Below are 19,936 nucleotides of genomic sequence, written 5' to 3' on the forward strand. Positions count from 1 at the left end.
GCGTCAAGTGCCGAGCGTCAAGTGCCGAGCGTCAAGTGCCGAGCGTCAAGTGCCAAGTGACCAAACCAGACGGCATCGACCTTGGCCCTCACCAACCCGGCAAGCCCGTTGCGATCAGCAACCCGGAGACAAGGACGTCCCGAAGACAAGGACCTCGCTGGCCGAGGTTGCCGCCGAATCCCTCTGCCTGCGAAGGCCCCGCCGCGGTTCACGACGGTGATGCGGCGAGGGTGGCGCTGTCCTCTTCGGCGAGCAGGCGCCGCATGTGCTGCTGCATCCGTAGGGCGTCGGGCTCGAGTCCGGTGAAGATGCGGAACGAATCGACCGCCTGTCCGACGGCCATTCCGATGCCGCTGAGGGTGCGCGCCCCGATGTCGCGGGCACGTCGCAGAAGCTCGGTTTCCGCTGGCCGGTAGACGACGTCGGCAACCCAAAGATCGGGCCGGAGCAGTTCGGCATCCAGCGCCATACCGGGATGCTGCGCCATTCCGCGCGGGGTTGCATTGATGAGACCTTGCGCTTGCCCGACAGCGGCGGGCACGGCCGAGAGGTCACCGGAGACGATGACACGGTCCGGGAACATGGCGGCGAGTGAATCCCGCAGCAGCTGTGCGCGGGTGGCGTCGGCATCGATGATCGTGAAGTGCAGGACCCCACGGGTCAGCGCCGCGTATGCGACGGCCGCGCCCGCGCCGCCTGCGCCTAGCTGGACCACACGGTCGGTCGGCGCACCGCCGAGGCCCTCGTCCATGTTCCGCGCGAATCCGGACCAGTCGGTGTTGTGGCCGATTAGCCGTCCATTAGCGATGTGCACCGTGTTGACCGCGCCGAGCGTGCGCGCATCGCCCGACAGGTCGTCGAGCAACGGGATGACGGCCTGCTTGCAGGGATGCGTGATGTTGAGACCATCGAATCCGAGCAGCCTCGCCGAGGCGAGGAGCCGCGGCAACGCATCCTCACCCAGCGCGAGTGTGTCGAGATCGAGAATGCGGTAGACGTACCCGACTCCCTGCGCCCGGCCCTCCGCCTCGTGCAGAGGAGGCGTCAGGGACTTCGAGATTCCAGAGCCGATGAGCCCGCACAGGTACGACGGGCGGGATACGGCAACGGTGTCGAGGTCGGGAGAAATCATGGTGCTCACTTCCGGGAGAGGACTTGCGGGAGCTAATTAACTATCTAGTGAGTTATGTCACGGTAGCATACCTCCATACCGCGCGAAAGCAACAGCGATGAACAGGAGTTCTCGGGATGACACGAAGTGACGCTACGGAGAAGACACCCCGGCACGAGGGCGCCAAACGCACTCGAAATCCCGAGAAGACCAAGGAGGACATCCTGCGCGTGGCGATGAAGGAGTTCGCCGACAAAGGTTTGTCCGGTGCCCGCATCGACGAGATCGCAGCCAAGACCGCCACCACGAAGCGGATGCTCTACTACTACTTCGGCGACAAGGACGGCCTGTATCGAGCGGTGCTCCAACGCGCGTACGAGGAGATTCGCTACGAAGAGTCGCAACTCGACATCGACCACCTCGATCCGTCGGAGGCGATCAGAGCGCTCGCCGAGTTGACCTTCGATCACCACGAGGCGCACCCCGACTTCATCCGGCTGGTCGCCATCGAGAACACGAATCGGGGCGCGAATCTCAGCCAGGCCGAGGGCCTACAGGAAACGCAGACCCCTGCCATCCGTACACTCGAGAAAATTCTTCAGCGCGGGCAGGATGCCGGAATCTTCCGTGCCGATACCACCGCCCTCGACATTCACATGCTCATCAGCGCGTATTGCGTCTTTCGCGTAGCCAACCGGTACACCTTCAAGGCGCTGTTCGACTGGGATCTCACGGGCGCCGAGAACCGCCCTCACCTGCGCACGATGCTCGGTGATGTCGTCCTCGCCTACCTCCAGCAGCCCGGGAAATTATGAACTAACCATTTCGACCATTATTGACGAGAGCGTGTGACGGGGGTTACCTTGCTTGCACGACCTTCGAACAGCCGCTCGCAGAGCGCAGCGTGTTCGCCCTCCTCGCTCCCCAGGAGTATCGATGACCATCGACTATGGCACCGGCGTCGCCGGTCGAGGCGGTGACGGCAACGGCCGTTCCGCCGTCGACCCCAACGCCGATCCCACCAACGCGAAGAAGGCCGCGAAAGCCGCCTTCTTCGGCAGCCTGCTCGAGTACTACGACTTCTATATTTTCGCCTCGGCTGCTGCGCTGGTGTTCCCCCACGTGTTCTTCGAAGGTTCGAAGAACCCGCTGTTGCTGTCGCTGGCCACCTTCGGCATCTCCTATGTCGCCCGTCCGGTCGGTGCGGTGTTCGTCGGACACTTCGGCGACCGGGCCGGGCGCAAGAAGGTGATGATGTTCTGCCTGGTGCTCATGGGTGTCGTGACCTTCCTGATCGGTTGTCTGCCTTCTTCGGAAACCGCGGGCATGGTGGGACCGGCACTCCTGGTTCTCCTGCGTATCTGTCAGGGCATCTCCGCTGCCGGCGAGCAGTCGGGAGCCGGTTCCCTCACCCTCGAGCACTCCCCCGCCCACCGTCGCGGATTCTTCTGCAGCTGGACGTTGACGGGCACCCAGGCCGGCTTCATCGTCGCCAGCCTCGCGTTCATCCCGGTCGCCGCGATGCCGGACGAGACCCTCTACAGCTGGGGCTGGCGTGTCCCGTTCTGGTGCAGCCTCCTCGTCCTCGTCGTCGCCTACATCGTGCGTCGCAAGCTCGAGGAGCCCGAGATCTTCATTGCCAACAAGGAGGCATTGGACGAGACCCCCGCGCCGCTTCCCGTCGTCGACCTGTTCCGCACGCACTGGCGTGACGTACTGCGGGTCGTGTTCTGCGCATTCATCGCCGTCGTCAGCACCGTCTTCTCCGTGTTCGGCCTCGCGTACGCCACCACTCCGGAAATCGGGATGAGCCGGACCACCATGCTGTGGGTCGCGATCGCCGCCAACTGCGTCGCACTCATCTCACAGCCGCTGCTCGGCATCCTGTCCGATCGGATCGGCCGCAAGCCCGTCTTCATCGGCGGCGCGATCGGCTCCGCCGCCGGAATCTTCCTGTACTTCGCCGCGATCGGCACCGGCAACGTCACACTGATCTTCCTCGCCGGAATCCTGCTCATGGGTGGCGTGTACGCCGGGACCAACGCCATCTGGCCCGCCTTCTATGCCGAAATGTTCTCGTCGCGAGTTCGCTACTCCGGCATGGCAATCGGCACGCAGCTCGGGTTCGCGCTCGCCGGATTCGCCCCGACCATCGCCCAGGCTCTCCGCGGTGCCGACCCCAAGAACTGGGTGCCCGTCGCGGTCTTCACAGCAGTGTGCGCACTCGTCGCCGGAGCCTCCGCCGCCACCGCGAAGGAGAACTCGCGCACCCCGCTCCTCGAACTCGACAAGGAAGACGTCGCGCTCGCGAAGCTGAAGGTCTGATCTCGTCGCGACGACCGAGCGCGCCCGGCACCTTGCCGGGCGCGTTCTTCGTGTCGAGGCATCGGACTCGAGGCCTATTTGTCGACGACGGTCATGTCGAAGCTGTAGCGAGACGCCCGGTAGCAGTGGCTACCGCATTCGACAGCGCGGCCGGAATCGTCGAAGGCAGTCCGGTTCACGGTAAGCAACGGTGCACCGGCCTTCTCCTCTAGCAGCAGCGCCTCGGCGTCGGTCGCCAGTGATGCGCCGATCCGTTGCCGAGCCAACCGAATGTGCACTCCGCGTGCTCGCAGTGCGGCATACAACCCGGACTCTTCCAGTTCCTCCGGGTCCGGCGCGAGGGCGATCGGGAGGAAGTTCGTCAACAGCGCGAGAGGCTCCCCGTTGGCGCTGCGGAGTCGCCGGATGCACGCCACTTCCACGCCGTGCTCCAGGCCGAGTTCGGCCGCGACGTTCACTCCGGGCGCCGTCACGCGAAATTCGAGCAGCGTGGTGGTGGGGCTCTGCCCCGTCCTGGTCAGGTCGTCGAACAGACTCGTCAGCTCCACCGGTCGGTGCATCGTACTGCGCACCACCTGCGTCCCTACACCGCGCTTTCGGACGAGCAACCCCTTGTCGACGACTTCCTGGATCGCCCGCCGAGTTGTGGGGCGCGAGAGATTGAGACGCTTGGCCAGTGAGAGTTCGTTCTCGAATCGATCTCCCGGCGCGAGTTCGCCTGCGATGATCGCTTTCTCGATCCTTTGTGCCAGCTGAAAGTAGAGCGGGATGGGGCTGGATCTGTCGAGCTCGACTGCGAGCTGTGCACTCACACGGATCACCCCGATCCTCGTTCCCGCCCAGAGCGGCGCTGAAAAGACTAACACCCGGTGAACGTTACGTCTTAATGTCAGGACAAAGCGTTGACAGTGCGCGCGATGTGGAGAACAGTCTCCATCAGATCTCACCGCCTGCGCAGAGCGCCGCAACGACCTCCCCGGGAGTCAGCATTGACCACGGACAGTACGCACCGCAGCCGCCCCGGCTGGGATGTCCTCGCTATCGGTCGTTGTGGGGTCGACCTTTACCCACTCCAGACCGGAGTCGGGCTCGAGCAGGTAGAGACGTTCGGCAAATTCCTCGGCGGTAGCGCAGCCAATGTCTCCGTCGCCGCCGCGCGCCTGGGTTGCCGCAGTGCCCTCATCTCCGGCGTCGGCGATGATCCGTTCGGACGGTTCGTGCGCTCGGCGCTCACCGACCTCGGAGTAGACAACCGTTACGTGCGCATCGACTCCGCGTACCCGACACCGGTCACGTTCTGTGAGATCTTTCCCCCGGACCACTTTCCGCTGTATTTCTATCGCAAGCCCGCGGCCCCCGACTTGCAGATCTCCCCCGAGCACATCGACACCGCCGCAGTGCGAGAGGCGAAGCTGTACTGGTCCACGGCGACCGGACTGTCCGAGGAACCGAGTCGCAGTGCTCATTTCGCAGCCTGGCAATCCCGCGGCCGTCAGCAGCACACCGTTCTCGATCTCGACTACCGGCCGATGTTCTGGGCCTGCGCGGCCGACGCCACCGTGCAGATTCAGCGCGCTCTCCGACACGTCACCGTTGCGGTGGGCAACCGGGAAGAATGTGAGATCGCGGTCGGTGAGACCGACGCGGACAACGCCGCCGACGCCCTCCTCGACTTCGGTGTCGAACTCGCGATAGTGAAACAGGGCCCGCATGGTGTGCTCGGAAAGACTCGCAGCCAGCGCGTCACCGTACCCGCGATCGACGTGCAGGTGGTCAACGGACTCGGCGCGGGTGACAGCTTCGGCGGCTCCCTGTGCCACGGACTTCTGTCGGGATGGCCGCTCGAGAAAGTACTGCGTTACGCCAATGCCGCAGGAGCGATTGTGGCGTCCCGCCTCGAATGCTCGACGGCGATGCCGACGGCCGAAGAGGTACGCGCACGTGCCGAAGTCGACACTTCGGAGGTCATCGATGTCTGAAACGTTCGTCCCCCGTGCGCATCGCGCCTCGCCACTGACCGCGCCGGAGAGGATGCGATGAGCAGCAAGTACTACCTGCCCGTCGGCTCGGCCGCCACCGGTCCCTTCGACCTCGAGGTGACGCCCGAATCCGCGGGCTGGACCGAGTCGAGCCTGCGCGTCCTGACGCTTCCTCTCGACGGCTCCGCGGAATTCGACACCGGCGCAGAAGAGATTCTCGTCGTTCCCCTCTCGGGATCGGTGACGGTGTCCTGCGCGACCGAGAAGTTCGTCCTCGCCGGGCGACAATCGGTGTTCGACGGCCCCACCGACTTCGCGTATGTCGGCATCGACTCCGCCTACCGGGTGACGGCCTCGAATGGTGGACGCTTCGCGCTCTGCGGCGCCCGGGCCCGGCAGAAGTTCCCATCCCGATATGTACCCGCCGCAGACGTGTCCGTCGAACTGCGCGGCGCGGGCAGCTGCAGTCGGCAGGTGCACAACTTCGCGACCGCCGACCGGTTCGAGGCAGATTCGATCATCGCGTGCGAGGTGATCACGCCCGGCGGCAACTGGTCGTCGTATCCGAGCCACAAGCACGACGAAAACAGCGCTGTCGAATCCCGGCTGGAGGAAATCTACTATTTCGAGATCGCCCAGGCACATTCGCGGACAACAGATTTCAGTGGCACCGGATTCGGCTACCACCGCGTGTACGGCACACCCGCGCGGCCGATCGAGGTGCTCGAGGAAGTACGAACCGGTGACGTCGTCCTCGTTCCGCACGGGTATCACGGCCCGTCGATTGCCGCACCCGGCCACCACATGTACTACCTGAACGTCATGGCCGGTCCCGGCGACGAGCGGTCCTGGAAGATCTGCGACGACCCGGCGCACGCCTGGGTCCGCACCAGTTGGGAGCACCAGACCGTGGATCCACGACTGCCCCTGCACAGATCCACTTTTCCGAAAGGAGCATGACGTGGTACCCCCCGCGCCCCGATCGGCGAACGAAGATCCCGACGCCGAGGGCACCGTGCACCTCACGGTGGCCCAGGCGGCCCTCAGGTTCCTCGAAAACCAGTATGTGGAGCGGGACGGCGTACGGAACCGGTTCTTCGCCGGTTGCCTCGGCATCTTCGGCCACGGCAACGTTGCCGGTGTGGGACAGGCGCTGCTGCAGGCGGAGATCGACGCGGCCGAAGCCGGGACCATACCCGAGTTACCCTACGTGCCCGGCCGCAACGAGCAGGCGATGGTGCACACGGCCGTCGCGTACGCACGGCAGAAGAACCGCCTGCAGACGTGGGCGGTTTCCAGCAGTGTCGGGCCGGGCTCGACCAACATGCTTACCGGTGCGGCACTCGCCACGATCAACCGGTTGCCGGTGCTACTGCTGCCTGCCGACACGTTCGCGACCCGTGCGAGTGCCCCGGTTCTCCAGGAACTCGAATTGCCGTCCAGTGGTGATGTCACCGTCAACGACGCCTTCAAGCCGTTGTCGCGATACTTCGACCGGGTGTGGCGCCCTGAGCAGCTGCCGGCGGCGCTGCTCGGAGCGATGCGCGTGCTGACCGACCCGGCCGAGACCGGCGCCGCCACGGTCGCCATTCCGCAGGACGTTCAAGCACAGGCATTCGACTGGCCGCGCTCGCTCTTCGCCCCGCGCACCTGGCACGTCGCGCGGCCCCTGCCCGAACGGTCCGTGCTCACCCGCGTTGCCGATATCATTCGCTCGGCACGGAACCCGCTCATCATCGCCGGTGGGGGTGTCATCTACTCCGGTGCGACCGACGCCCTCGTAGCGTTCGTCGAGCAGACCGGCGTCGCTGTCGGTATGACGCAGGCAGGCAAGGGATCGCTCGCTTTCGATCACCCACAGTCGCTGGGAGCCATCGGCTCGACCGGAACCACGGCGGCCAACACGTTGGCCGCCGACGCCGATCTGGTCATCGGCATCGGTACCAGGTACAGCGATTTCACGACGGCGTCGCGGACCGCGTTCGCACACCCGAACGTGCAGTTCGTCAATATCAATGTGGCATCGCTCGATTCGGTGAAACAGGGCGGAGTCAGCGTCGTCGCGGATGCGCTCGAGGCGCTCGAGGCGCTCGGCCCCTTGCTCCGCGACTATCGCGTGTCCCAGGAATACCGCACGCGGACACGCGAGCTCGTATCCCGCTGGGAAGCGAAAGTCGAGTCGGTGTACCGCATCACCGACGACACTCGGCAGGTGAACCAGAGCCAGGTGATCGGCTTGGCGAACACCCTGTCGGACCCACGTGACGTCGTGGTCGGCGCCGCCGGTTCCCTGCCCGGCGACCTTCACAAGTTGTGGCGGACGCGCGATGCGAAGGGCTACCACGTCGAATACGGCTTCTCCTGCATGGGATACGAGATCGCCGGCGGAGTCGGCGTCAAAATGGCCTGTCCCGACCGCGACGTCTTCGTCATGGTCGGTGACGGTTCGTACCTCATGATGGCCACCGAGCTGGTGACTGCAGTGCAGGAGAATCTCAAGCTCATCGTCGTCCTGGTGCAGAATCACGGTTTCGCGTCGATCGGATCGCTCTCCGAGTCGGTGGGATCCCAGAGATTCGGCACAGAGTACCGTCGCCGCGGCACATCGGGCCGGCTCGACGGCGAGGTGCTCCCGGTCGACTTGGCAGCCAACGCAGCCAGTCTCGGCGTAGACGTCATTCGCGTGAAGACAGCTGCGGAGTTCGCCGACGCCGTCAAGGTCGCGAAGGCCGGCGAGACGACTACGGTCATTCACGTGGAAACCGATCCGCGTTCCCCGGGCCTGGACAGTGAATCCTGGTGGGACGTTCCGGTGTCTTCCACATCCACGCTCGACTCGACCCGAACCGCCTACGAGACGTACGCACAGTGGAAGAAGATCCAACGCCCCTTCCTGCGTCCCTCCGGAAACTAGGTCGACTTACCCAAGAACCTGAAAGGAGCCCCGAGATGAGCGCGATCCGCGTCGGATCAGCCCCTGATTCCTGGGGTGTCTGGTTCGCCGACGACCCGCGGCAGATTTCCTACGACCGCTTCCTCGACGAGGTGTCCGCGGCCGGTTACGAATGGATCGAGCTGGGCCCGTACGGCTACCTGCCCACCCAGCCGGAGAAGTTGCGTGACGAACTCGACGCCCGCGGCCTGAAACTGTCCGCCGGGACGGTGTTCGAGCACTTGCATCGACCCGATTCCCGGGAAGCCGTCTGGTCCCGGATCGAGGACGTCGCCGCCCTCACTGCGGCCGTCGGTGGCCGGCACGTCGTCGTGATCCCCGAGATGTGGCGCGATCCGGGCAGCGGCAAGGTCCTCGAAGATCGCAGCCTCACCGCGGAGCAATGGAAGAGGAAGACCGCCGGAATGAACGAGCTGGGCAAGAGAATGTTCGAGCAGTACGGCGTCGAAGCCCAGTACCACCCGCACGCCGACAGCCATATCGACACGGAGGAGCGGGTGTATCGTTTTCTCGATGCCACCGACGAAAAATTCGTCAACCTGTGCCTCGACACCGGGCACATCAGCTACTGCGGTGGTGACAATCTCGCGATCATCGAGCGCGCGGCCGAGCGTATCGGCTACTTGCACCTCAAGCAGGTCGATCCCGAGGTCCGGGCCACGGTCGAAGCCGGCGACCTGCCGTTCGGTGAAGCCGTGCAGCTTGCAGTCATGATCGAGCCTCCGCTGGGAATCCCGGACATGCCGTCTGTCCTCGCGGCGATCGACACGCTGGATATAGACGTCTTCGCCATTGTCGAGCAAGACCTCTATCCCTGCGCCCCCCACGTCCCCTTGCCGATCGCGCAACGCACTCGAAAGTATTTGAAGGGCTGCGGGATAGGTTCCGTTCGCTTCCACTGACAACGTCAGGAGTTCGTTCCCCCCATGACCGCAAGCCGGAACCTCCGCATCGCCGTACTGGGCGTCGGCATGATGGGCGCCGATCACGTCACACGCATCACCTCCACAATCTCCGGTGCCCGGGTCGCGGTGGTCAACGACTACGTCGTCGAGAAGGCTGCGCGACTCGCCGCGACCATCCCGAATTGCCGCGTCGTCGAAGATCCGTTCGATGCGATCGCGGATCCGGACGTCGACGCCGTACTGCTGGCCAGTCCCGGCCCGGCCCATGAGAAACAACTGCTTGCGTGCCTCGAACACGGCAAGCCGGTGATGTGCGAGAAGCCCCTCACTACCGACGTCGCCACATCACTCGAAGTGGTCACGCGTGAGGCGGAACTGGGCACGAAGCTCATACAAGTGGGTTTCATGCGCCGATTCGATCCCGAGTACCGGCAACTCGCGGCCCTCCTCCACTCGGGGCAGTTGGGTCGCCCCCTGCTCCTGCACTGCATCCACCGAAACCTCAGCGTGCCACCTCATTTCGACAGCGCGATGATCGTCAAGGATTCGCTGGTGCACGAGGTCGATGTGACCCGCTTCCTGCTGAACGAGGAGATCTCCTCCGTTCAGATCATCACGCCCCGACCCAACCCACGAGCACCGGAGGGCCTGCGGGATCCGCAGATCGCTCTGTTCACCACCACGTCCGGCATGCACGTCGACGTGGAGGTGTTCGTCACCACCGGGGTCGCCTACGAGGTCCGGACAGAAGTTGTCGGGGAATCGGGTAGCGCAATGATCGGTCTCGACGTAGGACTGATTCGTACGAGCACACCCGGCATTCGAAGCGGTCGGATCACGCGGACCTTCATGGAGCGGTTCGGGCAGGCCTACGACATCGAGCTTCAGCGGTGGGTCGATGCTGTCCGCTCGGGATCGAGGACGGGCAACTACATCGACGGGCCGGACGCATGGGACGGATACGCGGCCGCCGCAGTGTGCGCGGCGGGAGTCGAGTCACTCGAGACGGGTGAGCGCGTCACGGTGGAGATGGTCCAGCGATCCTCGATCCGGAGTCCGCGGACCACCGGTAACTGACGCCGTGCCCGCCCCTCAGCCGGCCGCCCGCAGCTGGGCGGCCAAGCGCATCGCCGAGTTGGCGTCGCCATAGCCCTCGTACTCACCGATCCGCTGCACCACCTCGAAGAACAGGTCGGCGCCCACCGTCCTGGTGAACACGTGGAAGAACTCCCCGTGCGGATCGGCGTCGTACATGATGCCCGAACTGCTCATCCGGTCCAGCAACTCGCGGGACAGCCCGAACCGGGCCTCGAGGTCGTCGTAGTAGTTCGGTGAGATCGACAACGGCTCGAACCCGTTGGACTGCATCGCGGCCGCAGCGGTGAAAATGTCGCTGCACGAGAACGCCACATGGCTGATCCCACCACGCCTGGTCGCGGCGATGTGCGAATTGCCGGGCGCTGCGCCCGGAACCATGTTCAGCGAGATGCGCAGCGGCCGGTCGACGCCGTCGGCACCCGTCTGGTCCATCGTCAGTGCCTGACTGCGCATCATTCCGACCGCGTCGGTGACATCGAGGCCCTCGTGCGGCGCCATCGCGAACACCGACCGCAGCAGGAGCATGATGCCGTCCCAGTTGTCGGACGGCACAGCCAGGGCCACATGGTCGACGCCCGTGAAGACGGGAACGTCGTCCTGCCACCGCGACTCGGTGGGATACAGGTCGAACGCCGACTGCCACGCAGCCGCACTCCCGGGCCCTCGCAGGTCCAGCGAGGTGGCATCGGTGATTTTCAGCCGCACTACATCTGACTCGGGAGCCGTGTCCACGCCCGGCAACTGAACCTCGTGCACCGGCACCTCGAGCGCTGCTGCCCGCTCACCCCACGCGTCCGGATCGCTCGACCGGATACCGATCTGGGTGAGCACCGGCAAATGCGCAGGCAGACCCGGGGCAGTCCACACGGTACCGGCCGTGGCGTCGACGATGACGGTCAACGGCCCGTGCCGCCACAACTGGAGGTCGTGGTTGCGATGCCGCCCGGCTAGCTGAAAACCGATGTGCTGCAATGCCTGCCGCAGGTCCGCTTCTTTTCCAGGACCCGCCGCGAGGCGCAAGGACACGATTCCCTCGAGCGGCGCGCGGGGCGGTGGCCGGAAGAGGACGGGCCCGCCGTCGGCCACTTCGCCGCGTTCCGCCAGAACCCGGCCGACTTCCTCCTGCAGATACAACAACGAACGGTGAGCGTCGGCCGCCGTGCGGCCGGTGGACGACTGCCGGAACGTGTCGTTGAATATTTCGAGTGACCACGGGCCCTTGTAGCCCGCCGCCTGCACGTGCGCACCGAACGCCGCAAGCTCGAAGTTGCCCTGCCCCGGGAAGTTTCGGTGATGCCGACTCCACTGCAGGACATCCATCGACAGGCGTGGTGCGTCCGCGAGTTGCAAGAAAAAAATCTTCTCGCCCGGGATGTCGCGGATGCCCGACGGGTCGTCGCCGCGCGAGAGGATGTGGAAGCTGTCGAGACAGGTTCCGAGGGCGGGATGGTCCGCGTCCGCCACGATCTTCCACGCATGACGATAGGTGTTGACGTGCGTTCCCCAAGCCAGCGCCTCGTACGCGATCCGCAGTCCACGGGCGTGCGCACGTTCGGCAAGAGTGTGGAGTTGAGCGGTGAGAAGACCGTCGTCGCGTACCGCCTGCGGCAACGGAGACGAGCAGACCAGCATGGTGTCGCAGCCGAGCTGCTCCATGATGTCGAATTTGCGTTCTGCCCGGACCAGGTTGCGGGCGAAGGTGGCATCGTCCGTCGAATCGAGGTCACGGAACGGCTGATAGAGATCCAGCGTGAGCCCGAGATCGGTTGCGCGGGTTGCGAGTTCACGAGGAGACCACGGCGAGCTCACGAAGTCGGGTTCGAACACCTCGAACCCGTCGAAACCCGCGGCGGCGATCGCGGCGACCTTCGCCTCCAACGACCCACTGAGGGAGACGGTGGCGACACTTGTCCGGATCCGCTCTGCCACGACGTACTCAGCCCTTGTTGCAGATGAAGTCGACGGCCAGCCCGTACCCGAAAATTCCCAGCCCGGCGATCACGCCGGTGGCAACGCCGGAGACGTACGAGTGTCGCCGGAATTCCTCGCGCGCGTGAACATTGCTGATGTGGACCTCCACCAACGGCACCTCGAGCGTGACGAGTGCATCGCGTAGCGCCACCGAGGTGTGGGTGTATCCACCGGGGTTGATCACCACGCCCGACGCAGTGGTCCGCGCTTCGTGCACCCAGTCGATCAGTTGGCCCTCGTGATTGGACTGACGAGCCACGATCTCCCGACCGGCCCGCGCAGCCGAGGTGCGACAGAGTTCGACGACGTCATCGAGCGTCTCGGATCCGTACACCTCGGGCTGGCGCTGCCCGAGCAGGTTCAGGTTGGGGCCGTTCAGAACGAAGATCGGTCCTGGAGCTGTCATCGCGCGCGTTACCTCCGTATGTACGAACTAGTGAGTTAGTCCGCAATCAGGATACAGCGCGCCTCCGCCTACGCGGACTTGTCCCGGCGTTCCCCGCGGTCGGGCTTACGCGGAACGATGGTCGGCAGAACGTTGTCGTTGACCGTTTCGGCGCTGACCACGACCTTTTCGACATCGTCGCGACTCGGGATGTCGTACATGACCGGGAGAAGAACTTCTTCCATGATCGCGCGGAGACCGCGGGCACCGGTGCCACGAAGAATCGCTTGGTCGGCGATGGCCTCGAGCGCGTCCGTGGTGAACTCCAACTCCACGCCATCCATGTCGAAGAGCCGGTTGTATTGCTTGACCAGCGAGTTCTTCGGCTCGGACAGGATCTGGACGAGCGATTCTTTGTCGAGGTTGGTGACCGACGCAACCACCGGCAAGCGACCGATGAATTCGGGAATCAGACCGAACTTGATCAGGTCTTCGGGCATGACCTCGGCGAAGTGGTCCTGCGTATCGATCTCCGCCTTGGAACGCACCTCGGCGCCGAAGCCGATTCCGCGCTTGCCGACCCGGTCGGAGACGATCCGCTCGAGTCCGGCGAAGGCGCCGGCCACGATGAAGAGCACGTTGGTGGTGTCGATCTGGATGAATTCCTGATGGGGGTGCTTGCGCCCGCCCTGCGGAGGCACGCTCGCCTGCGTTCCCTCCAAGATCTTCAAAAGTGCCTGCTGCACGCCTTCACCGGACACATCGCGCGTGATCGACGGGTTCTCGCTCTTGCGGGCGATCTTGTCGACCTCGTCGATGTAGATGATGCCGGTCTCGGCGCGCTTGACGTCGTAATCGGCGGCCTGGATCAGCTTGAGCAGAATGTTCTCGACGTCTTCACCCACGTAACCGGCCTCGGTGAGTGCCGTGGCGTCGGCGATCGCGAACGGGACGTTGAGCATCTTCGCCAACGTCTGAGCAAGGTAGGTCTTGCCACAGCCGGTGGGGCCGAGCATGAGGATGTTCGACTTGGCCAGCTCGACCGTCTCACCACGCGCGTCGCGACCCTTGTCACCGGCCTGGATGCGCTTGTAATGGTTGTATACGGCGACAGCGAGGGTCCGCTTGGCGGCGTCCTGGCCGATCACGTAATTCTCGAGAAAGTCCCGGATCTCGGCAGGCTTCGGCAGCTCGTCGAGCTTCACCTCGCTGGACTCGGCCAGCTCCTCTTCGATGATCTCGTTGCAGAGGTCGATGCACTCGTCGCAGATGTACACCCCAGGCCCCGCAATGAGCTTTTTGACCTGCTTCTGGCTCTTACCGCAGAAAGAGCACTTGAGCAGATCCCCGCCGTCACCGATGCGTGCCATCTCGTCAGGTCCCTACTTCCTTCGTTTACGTGCAACCACCGAATCCCGATGACACGCGTGCTGCGCACCCACCGAAAAACGAAAGCCCGTTATGTGACCGTACCCGCAGATCGCGAGCGAGGTCGACTGGTTGTCGGTGATTCGCTCGCCGATCTTCGGGGAACGCCAGCCTTACCGACGCCGCACCCGGCCCGTCGCAACTCCACCCTCACGGCGTGTCGCCCGAGCCGGGGCGGCAATACATCACTTCTGGGCGCTGAGTTTGCGGTACTCGAGCACGTCGTCGATGATCCCGTATTCCTTCGCCTCTTCGGCGGTGAGGATCTTGTCGCGATCGGTGTCCTTGCGAATCACATCCGGCGTCTTGCCGGTGTGCTTCGACAGCGTCGTCTCCATCAGGCGGCGCATGCGCTCGATCTCGGCTGCCTGAATCTCGAGGTCCGACACCTGGCCCTGGATGCCACCAGAGGCCGGCTGGTGGATGAGGACGCGAGCGTTCGGCAGTGCCAGGCGCTTACCTGGCGACCCGGCGGCCAGCAGGACGGCCGCAGCCGACGCCGCCTGACCCAGGCACACCGTGGTGATGTCGGCGCGCACGTACTGCATGGTGTCGTAGATCGCCATCAACGAGGTGAACGAACCACCCGGGGAGTTGATGTACATCGTGATGTCGCGATCGGGGTCGAGCGACTCCAGGACGAGCAACTGAGCCATCACGTCGTTGGCCGAGGCATCGTCGACCTGGACGCCGAGGAAGATGATGCGCTCCTCGAACAGCTTGTTGTACGGGTTGGACTCTTTGACGCCATAGCTCGAGTGCTCGATGAACGACGGCAGAATGTAGCGCGACTGCGGGGCGGCGGGCGCCTGGCCTCCCAGGTTGCGGGGATCGAACAGGTTGGTCATCAGTTCTCCAAGGATGTGTGGGACGCGGGGAGGGTCAGGGGCCGGATTCAGCTACCGGTTCCACCCGCCTGGCGTGCGCGGGAGACGACGTGGTCGACGAAGCCGTATTCGAGAGCCTCATTGGCGGTGAACCAGCGGTCGCGGTCGGAGTCGGCGGTGATCTGCTCGACGGTCTGACCGGTGTGCTCGGCGATCAGCTCGGCCATCTCACGCTTGGTGTGGGCGAACTGCTCGGCCATGATCGCGATGTCACTGGCGGTGCCCCCGATACCGGCGGACGGCTGGTGCATCATGATCCGGGCGTGCGGGAGAGCGTAACGCTTGCCCTTCGCACCGGCGGAGAGCAGGAACTGACCCATCGAGGCGGCAAGACCCATTCCGAACGTGGCAACGTCGCACTCCGCGAACTGCATCGTGTCGTAGATCGCCATTCCGGCGCTGACCGAGCCGCCGGGCGAGTTGATGTAGAGGGAGATGTCCCGATTGGGATCCTCTGCCGACAGCAGCAGGATCTGAGCGCACAGCTTGTTCGCGATGTCGTCGTCGACCTGGGTACCGAGGAAGATGATGCGCTCGCGCAGCAGGCGCTCGTACACCGAATCGCTGAGGTTCAACCCAGCGGTGGCTGAAGTCATGGCGGGACTCTGCAAAGTCTCCAGGTGATTGGAAGTCACGGTACCTGCCTTCTACGTAAATCGTTGATTGCTGACACAGACACTAACGAAGGAGGGCGGCACCGGAGTCCCGGTGCCGCCCTACTTCGCTCAAAGCGGAAAACAACTCACCGCCGAACATGCGGGAAACACCCCGCGACCAGCGTTAGCTCTCGTCTTCGCCCTCGGCGGAATCCGCGGCGGGCTCATCGGTTTCGGTCTCGCCGTTGCCGAACAGTTCCGCAGTGTCCACGGTGGCACCCGTGGTGTCGGTGACGGTGGCCTGCTCGACGACACCGGCGAGAGCCTTGCCGCGGCGCACGTCGGCGAAGACGGCACCGAGCTGGCCGGCCTGCTGGATCTGCTGAATGAACTGCTCCGGAGCCATGCCGTAGCGCTGGGCCTGGAACAGGATGCGCTCGGTGAGTTCGTCCTGGCCCACGGTGACGTCGGACGCGTCGGCGATGGCGTCCAGCAGCAGCTGGGTCTTCACCGAGCGCTCGGCGCTCTCCTTGGCGTCCTTGTCGAACTCTTCGCGGCTGGTGCCCTGCTCCTCGAGCGCCTTGTTCAGGGCGTCCTCGTCGTGGTCGAGGCTGTGCACGGCGTCGTGCAGTGCCGCGTCGACCTCGGCCTTGACGACTGCCTCGGGCAGCGGAACCTCGACGGTCTCCAGCAGGGTCTCGAGGACCTTGTCGCGGATCTGCCCCGCCTGCTCGACCTTGCGAACCCGTCCGACGCGCTCGCGCAGGTCGGCCTTCAGCTCATCGAGGGTGTCGAACTCGCTTGCCAGCTGAGCGAACTCGTCGTCCTCGGCCGGGAGCTCGCGCTCCTTGACGGTGCCGACGGTGACGGTGACGACGGCTTCCTTGCCCGCATGATCACCGGCGACGAGTGTCGAGGTGAACTCCTTGGACTCGCCGGCGGAGAGACCGATGACGGCCTCGTCGAGGCCCTCGATCAGCTGACCGGAGCCGACCTCGTGCGACAGTCCGCTCGCGGTGGCCTCGGGAACGGCCTCACCGTCGACGGTGGCCGACAGATCGATGGAGATGAAGTCGCCGTCCTGAACCGGACGATCGACACCGGTGAGGGTGCCGAAGCGCTGACGCAGCGACAGCAGCTGCTCCTCGACGGCCTCGTCGGTGATCTCGATGGGATCGACGGTGACGCTGAGTTCGCTGTAGTCGGGCAGCGTGATCTCGGGACGCACGTCGACCTCGGCGGTGAACTCGAGGAGCTCGCCGTCCTCGATCTTCGTGATCTCGATCTCGGGCTGACCGATCGCCTTCACCGCAGCCGTGGTGACGGCCTCGGAGTAGCGGGACGGGAGCGCATCGTTGACGACCTGCTCCAGGACGGCTCCACGTCCGACACGAGCTTCGAGCAACTTGGCCGGTGCCTTGCCCGGACGGAAGCCGGGGAGACGGATCTGTTGCGCGAGGGCCTTGTAGGCCTTGTCGAAATCAGGCTTGAGCTCCTCGAAGGGCACCTCAACGTTGATACGGACTCGCGTCGGGCTGAGCTGCTCGACGGTGCTCTTCACGGACTGGCTCCTTCGTGTGGTCGTGCTCTTTACTGTGCGGCAGTTGCCTGCCCTGTGGTTCTGGTCGGGGTGACAGGATTTGAACCTGCGACCCTCCGCTCCCAAAGCGGATGCGCTACCAAGCTGCGCTACACCCCGGTCCGAGCAGGCTCTCGCCAACCTCGCGAGGACCCGAGGAAGAATCCTACGGCCCCCCGATTATGAAATCCAAAGCGGGATTGGGTACAGTCTGACATCGCAGACGACATGCATGGCGATCCCAGGTTGTCGTATGCACGGGGATGTAGCTCAATGGTAGAGCCTCAGTCTTCCAAACTGATTACGCGGGTTCGATTCCCGTCATCCCCTCCACACAGGAGCGTTTCCCCTCGCGGAAGCGCTCCTTTTTCGTGTCCCGGTGGCCGGGCGGACAACGCACGGTCCTATGACATGCGTCACAAACCTGGAGATTCCGCTCCCCGACCGTCTCGACGTTCGCTCAGCGCTTAATCCCCGGTTTCGTCGGTACGCTGAGAGTTGTCCGATTCGTCCTGGCGACGGCCGCTCAGCCCTTGGAGGCTCTCGTGGAACTCCTACTCATCCTCGTGATCGTCGCCGCGGTCGGGTTCCTGGTCGTGCGAGGCCGCAACACGCGGGCGGAGCAGACAGCACACCAACTCGAGGATGCCAAAGCGGACGCCCGGCAGGCCATCGAGCGTCTCGGCGGGCAGGTCTACAACCTCGTCGGTTCGGACGACGCGTCCAAGCAGGCCCTGGCCGACGCGTCCGAGCGCTACATCGCCGCTGGGTCGCAGATCGATCAGGCCGGCACCCCGATGCAGGCGCGTCTCGCCAAGCAGACCGCTCTCGAAGGTCTGTATTACATCCGCGCCGCGCGCATCGCGATGGGGATGGACCCCGGGCCCGAGATTCCCACCCTCGAAGGTCAGAAGGTGGCCGGTCAGGTCACCGAGGACCGGGAGGTCGACTTCGAGGGGCGTCAGGTAGCCGCGTCACCGAATCCCTCGCCGAGAACCCCCAACTATTACCCCGGCGGTCGAGTCGCGGGCCGCCCCGTCCCCGCCGGCTGGTACTCCGAGCCGTGGTGGAAACCGGCGCTCATTGCCGGCGCCTGGGGCGTCGGCTCGATGTTCCTGTTCTCCGCGATGTTCTCCGGAATGTCGGGGGTGGCGTACGGCGCCCAGGACTGGGAAAGCGGTCAGGGCGACGCCGCTGCCGACGCCGGAGACTCGGGCGGAGACGGTGGAGATGGCGGGGACACGATCGGCGACACCGGCGGCGACATGAGCGGCGACGCCGGCGGCGACATGAGCGGCGGCGGCGATGGGTTCATGGGCTTCGGCGGCGACGGCGGTTTCGGCGGTTTCGACATCTGAGTCGCCGTCTCGTGACCGGCAGTTGGTGTGCGCGACGCCGCCGGGTCAGGACGGCTGGCAGGTGGGACACCAGAAGAGGTTGCGCCCCTTCATGACCGAATGGGCAATCGCTGTTCCACAGATCCGGCACGGCTCCCCTGCCCGACGATAGACATAGGTTCGGGGACGCCCCTTCGCGTAGGGCGGTTCGCCGTGGTCGTCTTCAGGCCGGACCACATGAATCTGACCGCGGCGCACCGACAGCTTCATGAGGTCGACGAGATCGGCCCACGCTGCGTCCCACTCGTCGTGGGACAGCTCGCGGCCGGGCCGCTCGGGGTGGATCGAATGCCGGAAGAGCACCTCCGCCCGGTAGACGTTGCCGATTCCTGCGACGACGGCTTGGTCCATGAGCAGGGCCCCGATTGCCGTCTTCGACGAGGAGATCCGCTTCCACGCCTTCTCTGGATCGGCGTCCTTGCGGAGTGGATCAGGTCCGAGCCTGGCCTCCACAGCGGCGACCTGAAGTTCGTCGTGCAATTCACACGCGGTGGGACCGCGAAGGTCGGTGCCGAAATCGGCACCGACCATCCGCATCCGGACCTGGCCCACCGGCGGGTCCATCGGAACGTGCGACTCCGTGAAGGTGCCGTAGAGACCGAGGTGAACGTGGACGGCGAACCCGCCCTCGTAGTGGTGCCACAGATGCTTGCCCCACGCCTCCGCCTTCAGGAGGACGCGCCCGTCGAGAATCGCCGCCTCTTCCGCGAACCTGCCCTGCGGGCTGGATACCCGCACCGGAGCACGGCCGAATCGGCGCTGATGCAAGCGCGCCAGCCGGTGAAGTGTGGGGCCCTCGGGCATGGAAGTTCTCTCGTCAGGCCTCGGGCAGTGCCGGGGCGACGCCGGTCTTCTCGTACTCGGCGAGGATGTCGATCCGGCGCTGGTGCCGCTCCTCGTTCGACCACTCCGTGCTGAGGAAGGCGTCGACCATCGCCAGGGTCTCCTCGAGTGAGTGCATGCGTCCGCCGATCCCGATCAGCTGGGCGTTGTTGTGCTGACGCGCCAACTGAGCCGTCTCCACGCTCCACGCGAGCGCGCAGCGGGCGCCGGGCACCTTGTTCGCTGCGATCTGCTCGCCGTTGCCGCTGCCGCCCAGAACGATGCCGAGACTGCCCTCGTCCTCGACCACCCGGCGAGCCGCCTCGATGCAGAAGGCCGGGTAGTCGTCGACGGCGTCGTAGACGTGAGCACCGCAGTCGACGGCCTCGTGACCGGTGGCGGTAAGGTGTTCGATGATCTCGTTCTTACGTTCGAATCCGGCATGGTCGGCACCCAGGTATACGCGCATGACTGGAGATTCTGTCAGGCGACGGGAGCGA

General features: G+C 64.9%; 18 protein-coding genes and 2 tRNA genes. 9 read left to right on the forward strand and 11 right to left on the reverse strand.

Going from position 1 to position 19,936, the window contains the following annotated elements; translation table 11 throughout:
* Positions 1–208: 208 nt before the first annotated feature.
* On the reverse strand, positions 209–1,132 hold the full coding sequence (locus tag JQT59_RS26365) for a shikimate dehydrogenase (RefSeq protein WP_213572588.1): 924 nt from the start codon (positions 1,130–1,132) through the stop codon (positions 209–211).
* A gap of 116 nt (positions 1,133–1,248) precedes the next feature.
* Between JQT59_RS26365 and JQT59_RS26370 the strand changes: the two genes are divergently transcribed.
* Both JQT59_RS26370 and JQT59_RS26375 read left to right on the forward strand, forming a co-directional pair.
* On the forward strand, positions 1,249–1,926 hold the full coding sequence (locus JQT59_RS26370; RefSeq protein WP_213572589.1) for a TetR/AcrR family transcriptional regulator: 678 nt from the start codon (positions 1,249–1,251) through the stop codon (positions 1,924–1,926).
* Positions 1,927–2,047: 121 nt separating this feature from the next.
* Positions 2,048–3,436 carry an MFS transporter gene (locus tag JQT59_RS26375; RefSeq protein ID WP_213572590.1) on the forward strand — a complete coding sequence of 463 codons (1,389 nt, stop codon included), beginning with the start codon at positions 2,048–2,050 and terminating at the stop codon, positions 3,434–3,436.
* A 74-nt stretch (positions 3,437–3,510) separates the two neighbouring features.
* Here the strand turns inward: JQT59_RS26375 and JQT59_RS26380 are convergent, their stop codons facing one another.
* On the reverse strand, positions 3,511–4,248 hold the full coding sequence (locus JQT59_RS26380) for a GntR family transcriptional regulator (protein ID WP_213572591.1): 738 nt from the start codon (positions 4,246–4,248) through the stop codon (positions 3,511–3,513).
* A 177-nt stretch (positions 4,249–4,425) separates the two neighbouring features.
* Here JQT59_RS26380 and iolC point away from each other — a divergent pair, with 177 nt between their 5' ends.
* Genes iolC through JQT59_RS26405 form a run of 5 tightly spaced genes read left to right on the forward strand, consistent with a single transcriptional unit; the run spans position 4,426 to position 10,350 of the window.
* Positions 4,426–5,415: a 5-dehydro-2-deoxygluconokinase gene (gene iolC, locus JQT59_RS26385; protein WP_249353835.1), complete on the forward strand. Its 990-nt coding sequence runs from the start codon at positions 4,426–4,428 to the stop codon at positions 5,413–5,415.
* Positions 5,416–5,472: 57 nt separating this feature from the next.
* A complete protein-coding gene (gene iolB, locus JQT59_RS26390) occupies positions 5,473–6,375 on the forward strand; it encodes a 5-deoxy-glucuronate isomerase (protein ID WP_213572593.1) in 903 nt (300 codons plus the stop codon).
* Between the two features lies 1 nt (position 6,376).
* Positions 6,377–8,329 (forward strand): 3D-(3,5/4)-trihydroxycyclohexane-1,2-dione acylhydrolase (decyclizing), encoded by a 1,953-nt coding sequence (gene iolD / locus JQT59_RS26395; RefSeq protein WP_213572594.1) that lies wholly within the window; start codon positions 6,377–6,379, stop codon positions 8,327–8,329.
* A gap of 35 nt (positions 8,330–8,364) precedes the next feature.
* Complete coding sequence (locus JQT59_RS26400; RefSeq protein WP_213572595.1) at positions 8,365–9,270, forward strand: sugar phosphate isomerase/epimerase family protein; 906 nt, start codon at positions 8,365–8,367, stop codon at positions 9,268–9,270.
* Between the two features lie 24 nt (positions 9,271–9,294).
* Positions 9,295–10,350 carry a Gfo/Idh/MocA family protein gene (locus tag JQT59_RS26405; protein ID WP_213572596.1) on the forward strand — a complete coding sequence of 352 codons (1,056 nt, stop codon included), beginning with the start codon at positions 9,295–9,297 and terminating at the stop codon, positions 10,348–10,350.
* Positions 10,351–10,365: 15 nt separating this feature from the next.
* Here the strand turns inward: JQT59_RS26405 and JQT59_RS26410 are convergent, their stop codons facing one another.
* The 7 genes from JQT59_RS26410 to JQT59_RS26440 all read right to left on the reverse strand — a co-directional run bounded on the left by JQT59_RS26410 (position 10,366) and on the right by JQT59_RS26440 (position 17,337).
* Positions 10,366–12,300 (reverse strand): sugar phosphate isomerase/epimerase and 4-hydroxyphenylpyruvate domain-containing protein, encoded by a 1,935-nt coding sequence (locus tag JQT59_RS26410; RefSeq protein ID WP_213572597.1) that lies wholly within the window; start codon positions 12,298–12,300, stop codon positions 10,366–10,368.
* Between the two features lie 7 nt (positions 12,301–12,307).
* Positions 12,308–12,748 carry a type II 3-dehydroquinate dehydratase gene (gene aroQ / locus JQT59_RS26415; protein ID WP_213572598.1) on the reverse strand — a complete coding sequence of 147 codons (441 nt, stop codon included), beginning with the start codon at positions 12,746–12,748 and terminating at the stop codon, positions 12,308–12,310.
* Positions 12,749–12,816: 68 nt separating this feature from the next.
* The gene (gene clpX / locus JQT59_RS26420) at positions 12,817–14,097 is read right to left on the reverse strand and encodes an ATP-dependent Clp protease ATP-binding subunit ClpX (protein WP_213572599.1); all 1,281 of its coding nucleotides are present in this window, start codon (positions 14,095–14,097) and stop codon (positions 12,817–12,819) included.
* A gap of 243 nt (positions 14,098–14,340) precedes the next feature.
* On the reverse strand, positions 14,341–15,003 hold the full coding sequence (locus JQT59_RS26425; protein WP_109328851.1) for an ATP-dependent Clp protease proteolytic subunit: 663 nt from the start codon (positions 15,001–15,003) through the stop codon (positions 14,341–14,343).
* A 47-nt stretch (positions 15,004–15,050) separates the two neighbouring features.
* A complete protein-coding gene (locus JQT59_RS26430; RefSeq protein ID WP_109328849.1) occupies positions 15,051–15,638 on the reverse strand; it encodes an ATP-dependent Clp protease proteolytic subunit in 588 nt (195 codons plus the stop codon).
* 184 nt (positions 15,639–15,822) lie between these two features.
* On the reverse strand, positions 15,823–17,199 hold the full coding sequence (gene tig, locus JQT59_RS26435) for a trigger factor (RefSeq protein ID WP_213572600.1): 1,377 nt from the start codon (positions 17,197–17,199) through the stop codon (positions 15,823–15,825).
* 61 nt (positions 17,200–17,260) lie between these two features.
* A tRNA-Pro gene (locus JQT59_RS26440) sits at positions 17,261–17,337 on the reverse strand.
* A gap of 139 nt (positions 17,338–17,476) precedes the next feature.
* On the opposite strand from JQT59_RS26440, the gene JQT59_RS26445 reads away from it, so the two are divergent.
* Positions 17,477–17,550 (forward strand) — tRNA-Gly (locus JQT59_RS26445).
* Positions 17,551–17,762: 212 nt separating this feature from the next.
* Positions 17,763–18,575 carry a DUF1542 domain-containing protein gene (locus tag JQT59_RS26450; RefSeq protein WP_213572601.1) on the forward strand — a complete coding sequence of 271 codons (813 nt, stop codon included), beginning with the start codon at positions 17,763–17,765 and terminating at the stop codon, positions 18,573–18,575.
* Positions 18,576–18,620: 45 nt separating this feature from the next.
* On the opposite strand, the gene JQT59_RS26455 is transcribed toward JQT59_RS26450, so the two are convergent.
* Complete coding sequence (locus tag JQT59_RS26455; protein ID WP_213572602.1) at positions 18,621–19,418, reverse strand: Fpg/Nei family DNA glycosylase; 798 nt, start codon at positions 19,416–19,418, stop codon at positions 18,621–18,623.
* Between the two features lie 13 nt (positions 19,419–19,431).
* Positions 19,432–19,905: a ribose-5-phosphate isomerase gene (locus tag JQT59_RS26460; RefSeq protein ID WP_213572603.1), complete on the reverse strand. Its 474-nt coding sequence runs from the start codon at positions 19,903–19,905 to the stop codon at positions 19,432–19,434.
* Between the last annotated feature and the right edge of the window lie 31 nt (positions 19,906–19,936).

It is taken from the genome of Rhodococcus sp. USK13, from assembly GCF_018343855.1.
GTDB lineage: Bacteria > Actinomycetota > Actinomycetes > Mycobacteriales > Mycobacteriaceae > Rhodococcus_F > Rhodococcus_F oxybenzonivorans.

What these genes read in the sequence shown, in the direction of transcription:
- JQT59_RS26370 (WP_213572589.1), top strand. Translation starts at nt 1,249, where the DNA reads ATGACACGAAGTGACGCTACGGAGAAGACACCCCGGCACGAGGGCGCC.
- JQT59_RS26365 (WP_213572588.1), bottom strand. Translation starts at nt 1,132, where the DNA reads ATGATTTCTCCCGACCTCGACACCGTTGCCGTATCCCGCCCGTCGTAC.
- JQT59_RS26455 (WP_213572602.1), bottom strand. Translation starts at nt 19,418, where the DNA reads ATGCCCGAGGGCCCCACACTTCACCGGCTGGCGCGCTTGCATCAGCGC.
- JQT59_RS26460 (WP_213572603.1), bottom strand. Translation starts at nt 19,905, where the DNA reads ATGCGCGTATACCTGGGTGCCGACCATGCCGGATTCGAACGTAAGAAC.
- iolB (WP_213572593.1), top strand. Translation starts at nt 5,473, where the DNA reads ATGAGCAGCAAGTACTACCTGCCCGTCGGCTCGGCCGCCACCGGTCCC.
- JQT59_RS26425 (WP_109328851.1), bottom strand. Translation starts at nt 15,003, where the DNA reads ATGACCAACCTGTTCGATCCCCGCAACCTGGGAGGCCAGGCGCCCGCC.
- aroQ (WP_213572598.1), bottom strand. Translation starts at nt 12,748, where the DNA reads ATGACAGCTCCAGGACCGATCTTCGTTCTGAACGGCCCCAACCTGAAC.
- JQT59_RS26375 (WP_213572590.1), top strand. Translation starts at nt 2,048, where the DNA reads ATGACCATCGACTATGGCACCGGCGTCGCCGGTCGAGGCGGTGACGGC.
- JQT59_RS26430 (WP_109328849.1), bottom strand. Translation starts at nt 15,638, where the DNA reads ATGACTTCAGCCACCGCTGGGTTGAACCTCAGCGATTCGGTGTACGAG.
- JQT59_RS26405 (WP_213572596.1), top strand. Translation starts at nt 9,295, where the DNA reads ATGACCGCAAGCCGGAACCTCCGCATCGCCGTACTGGGCGTCGGCATG.
- clpX (WP_213572599.1), bottom strand. Translation starts at nt 14,097, where the DNA reads ATGGCACGCATCGGTGACGGCGGGGATCTGCTCAAGTGCTCTTTCTGC.
- JQT59_RS26400 (WP_213572595.1), top strand. Translation starts at nt 8,365, where the DNA reads ATGAGCGCGATCCGCGTCGGATCAGCCCCTGATTCCTGGGGTGTCTGG.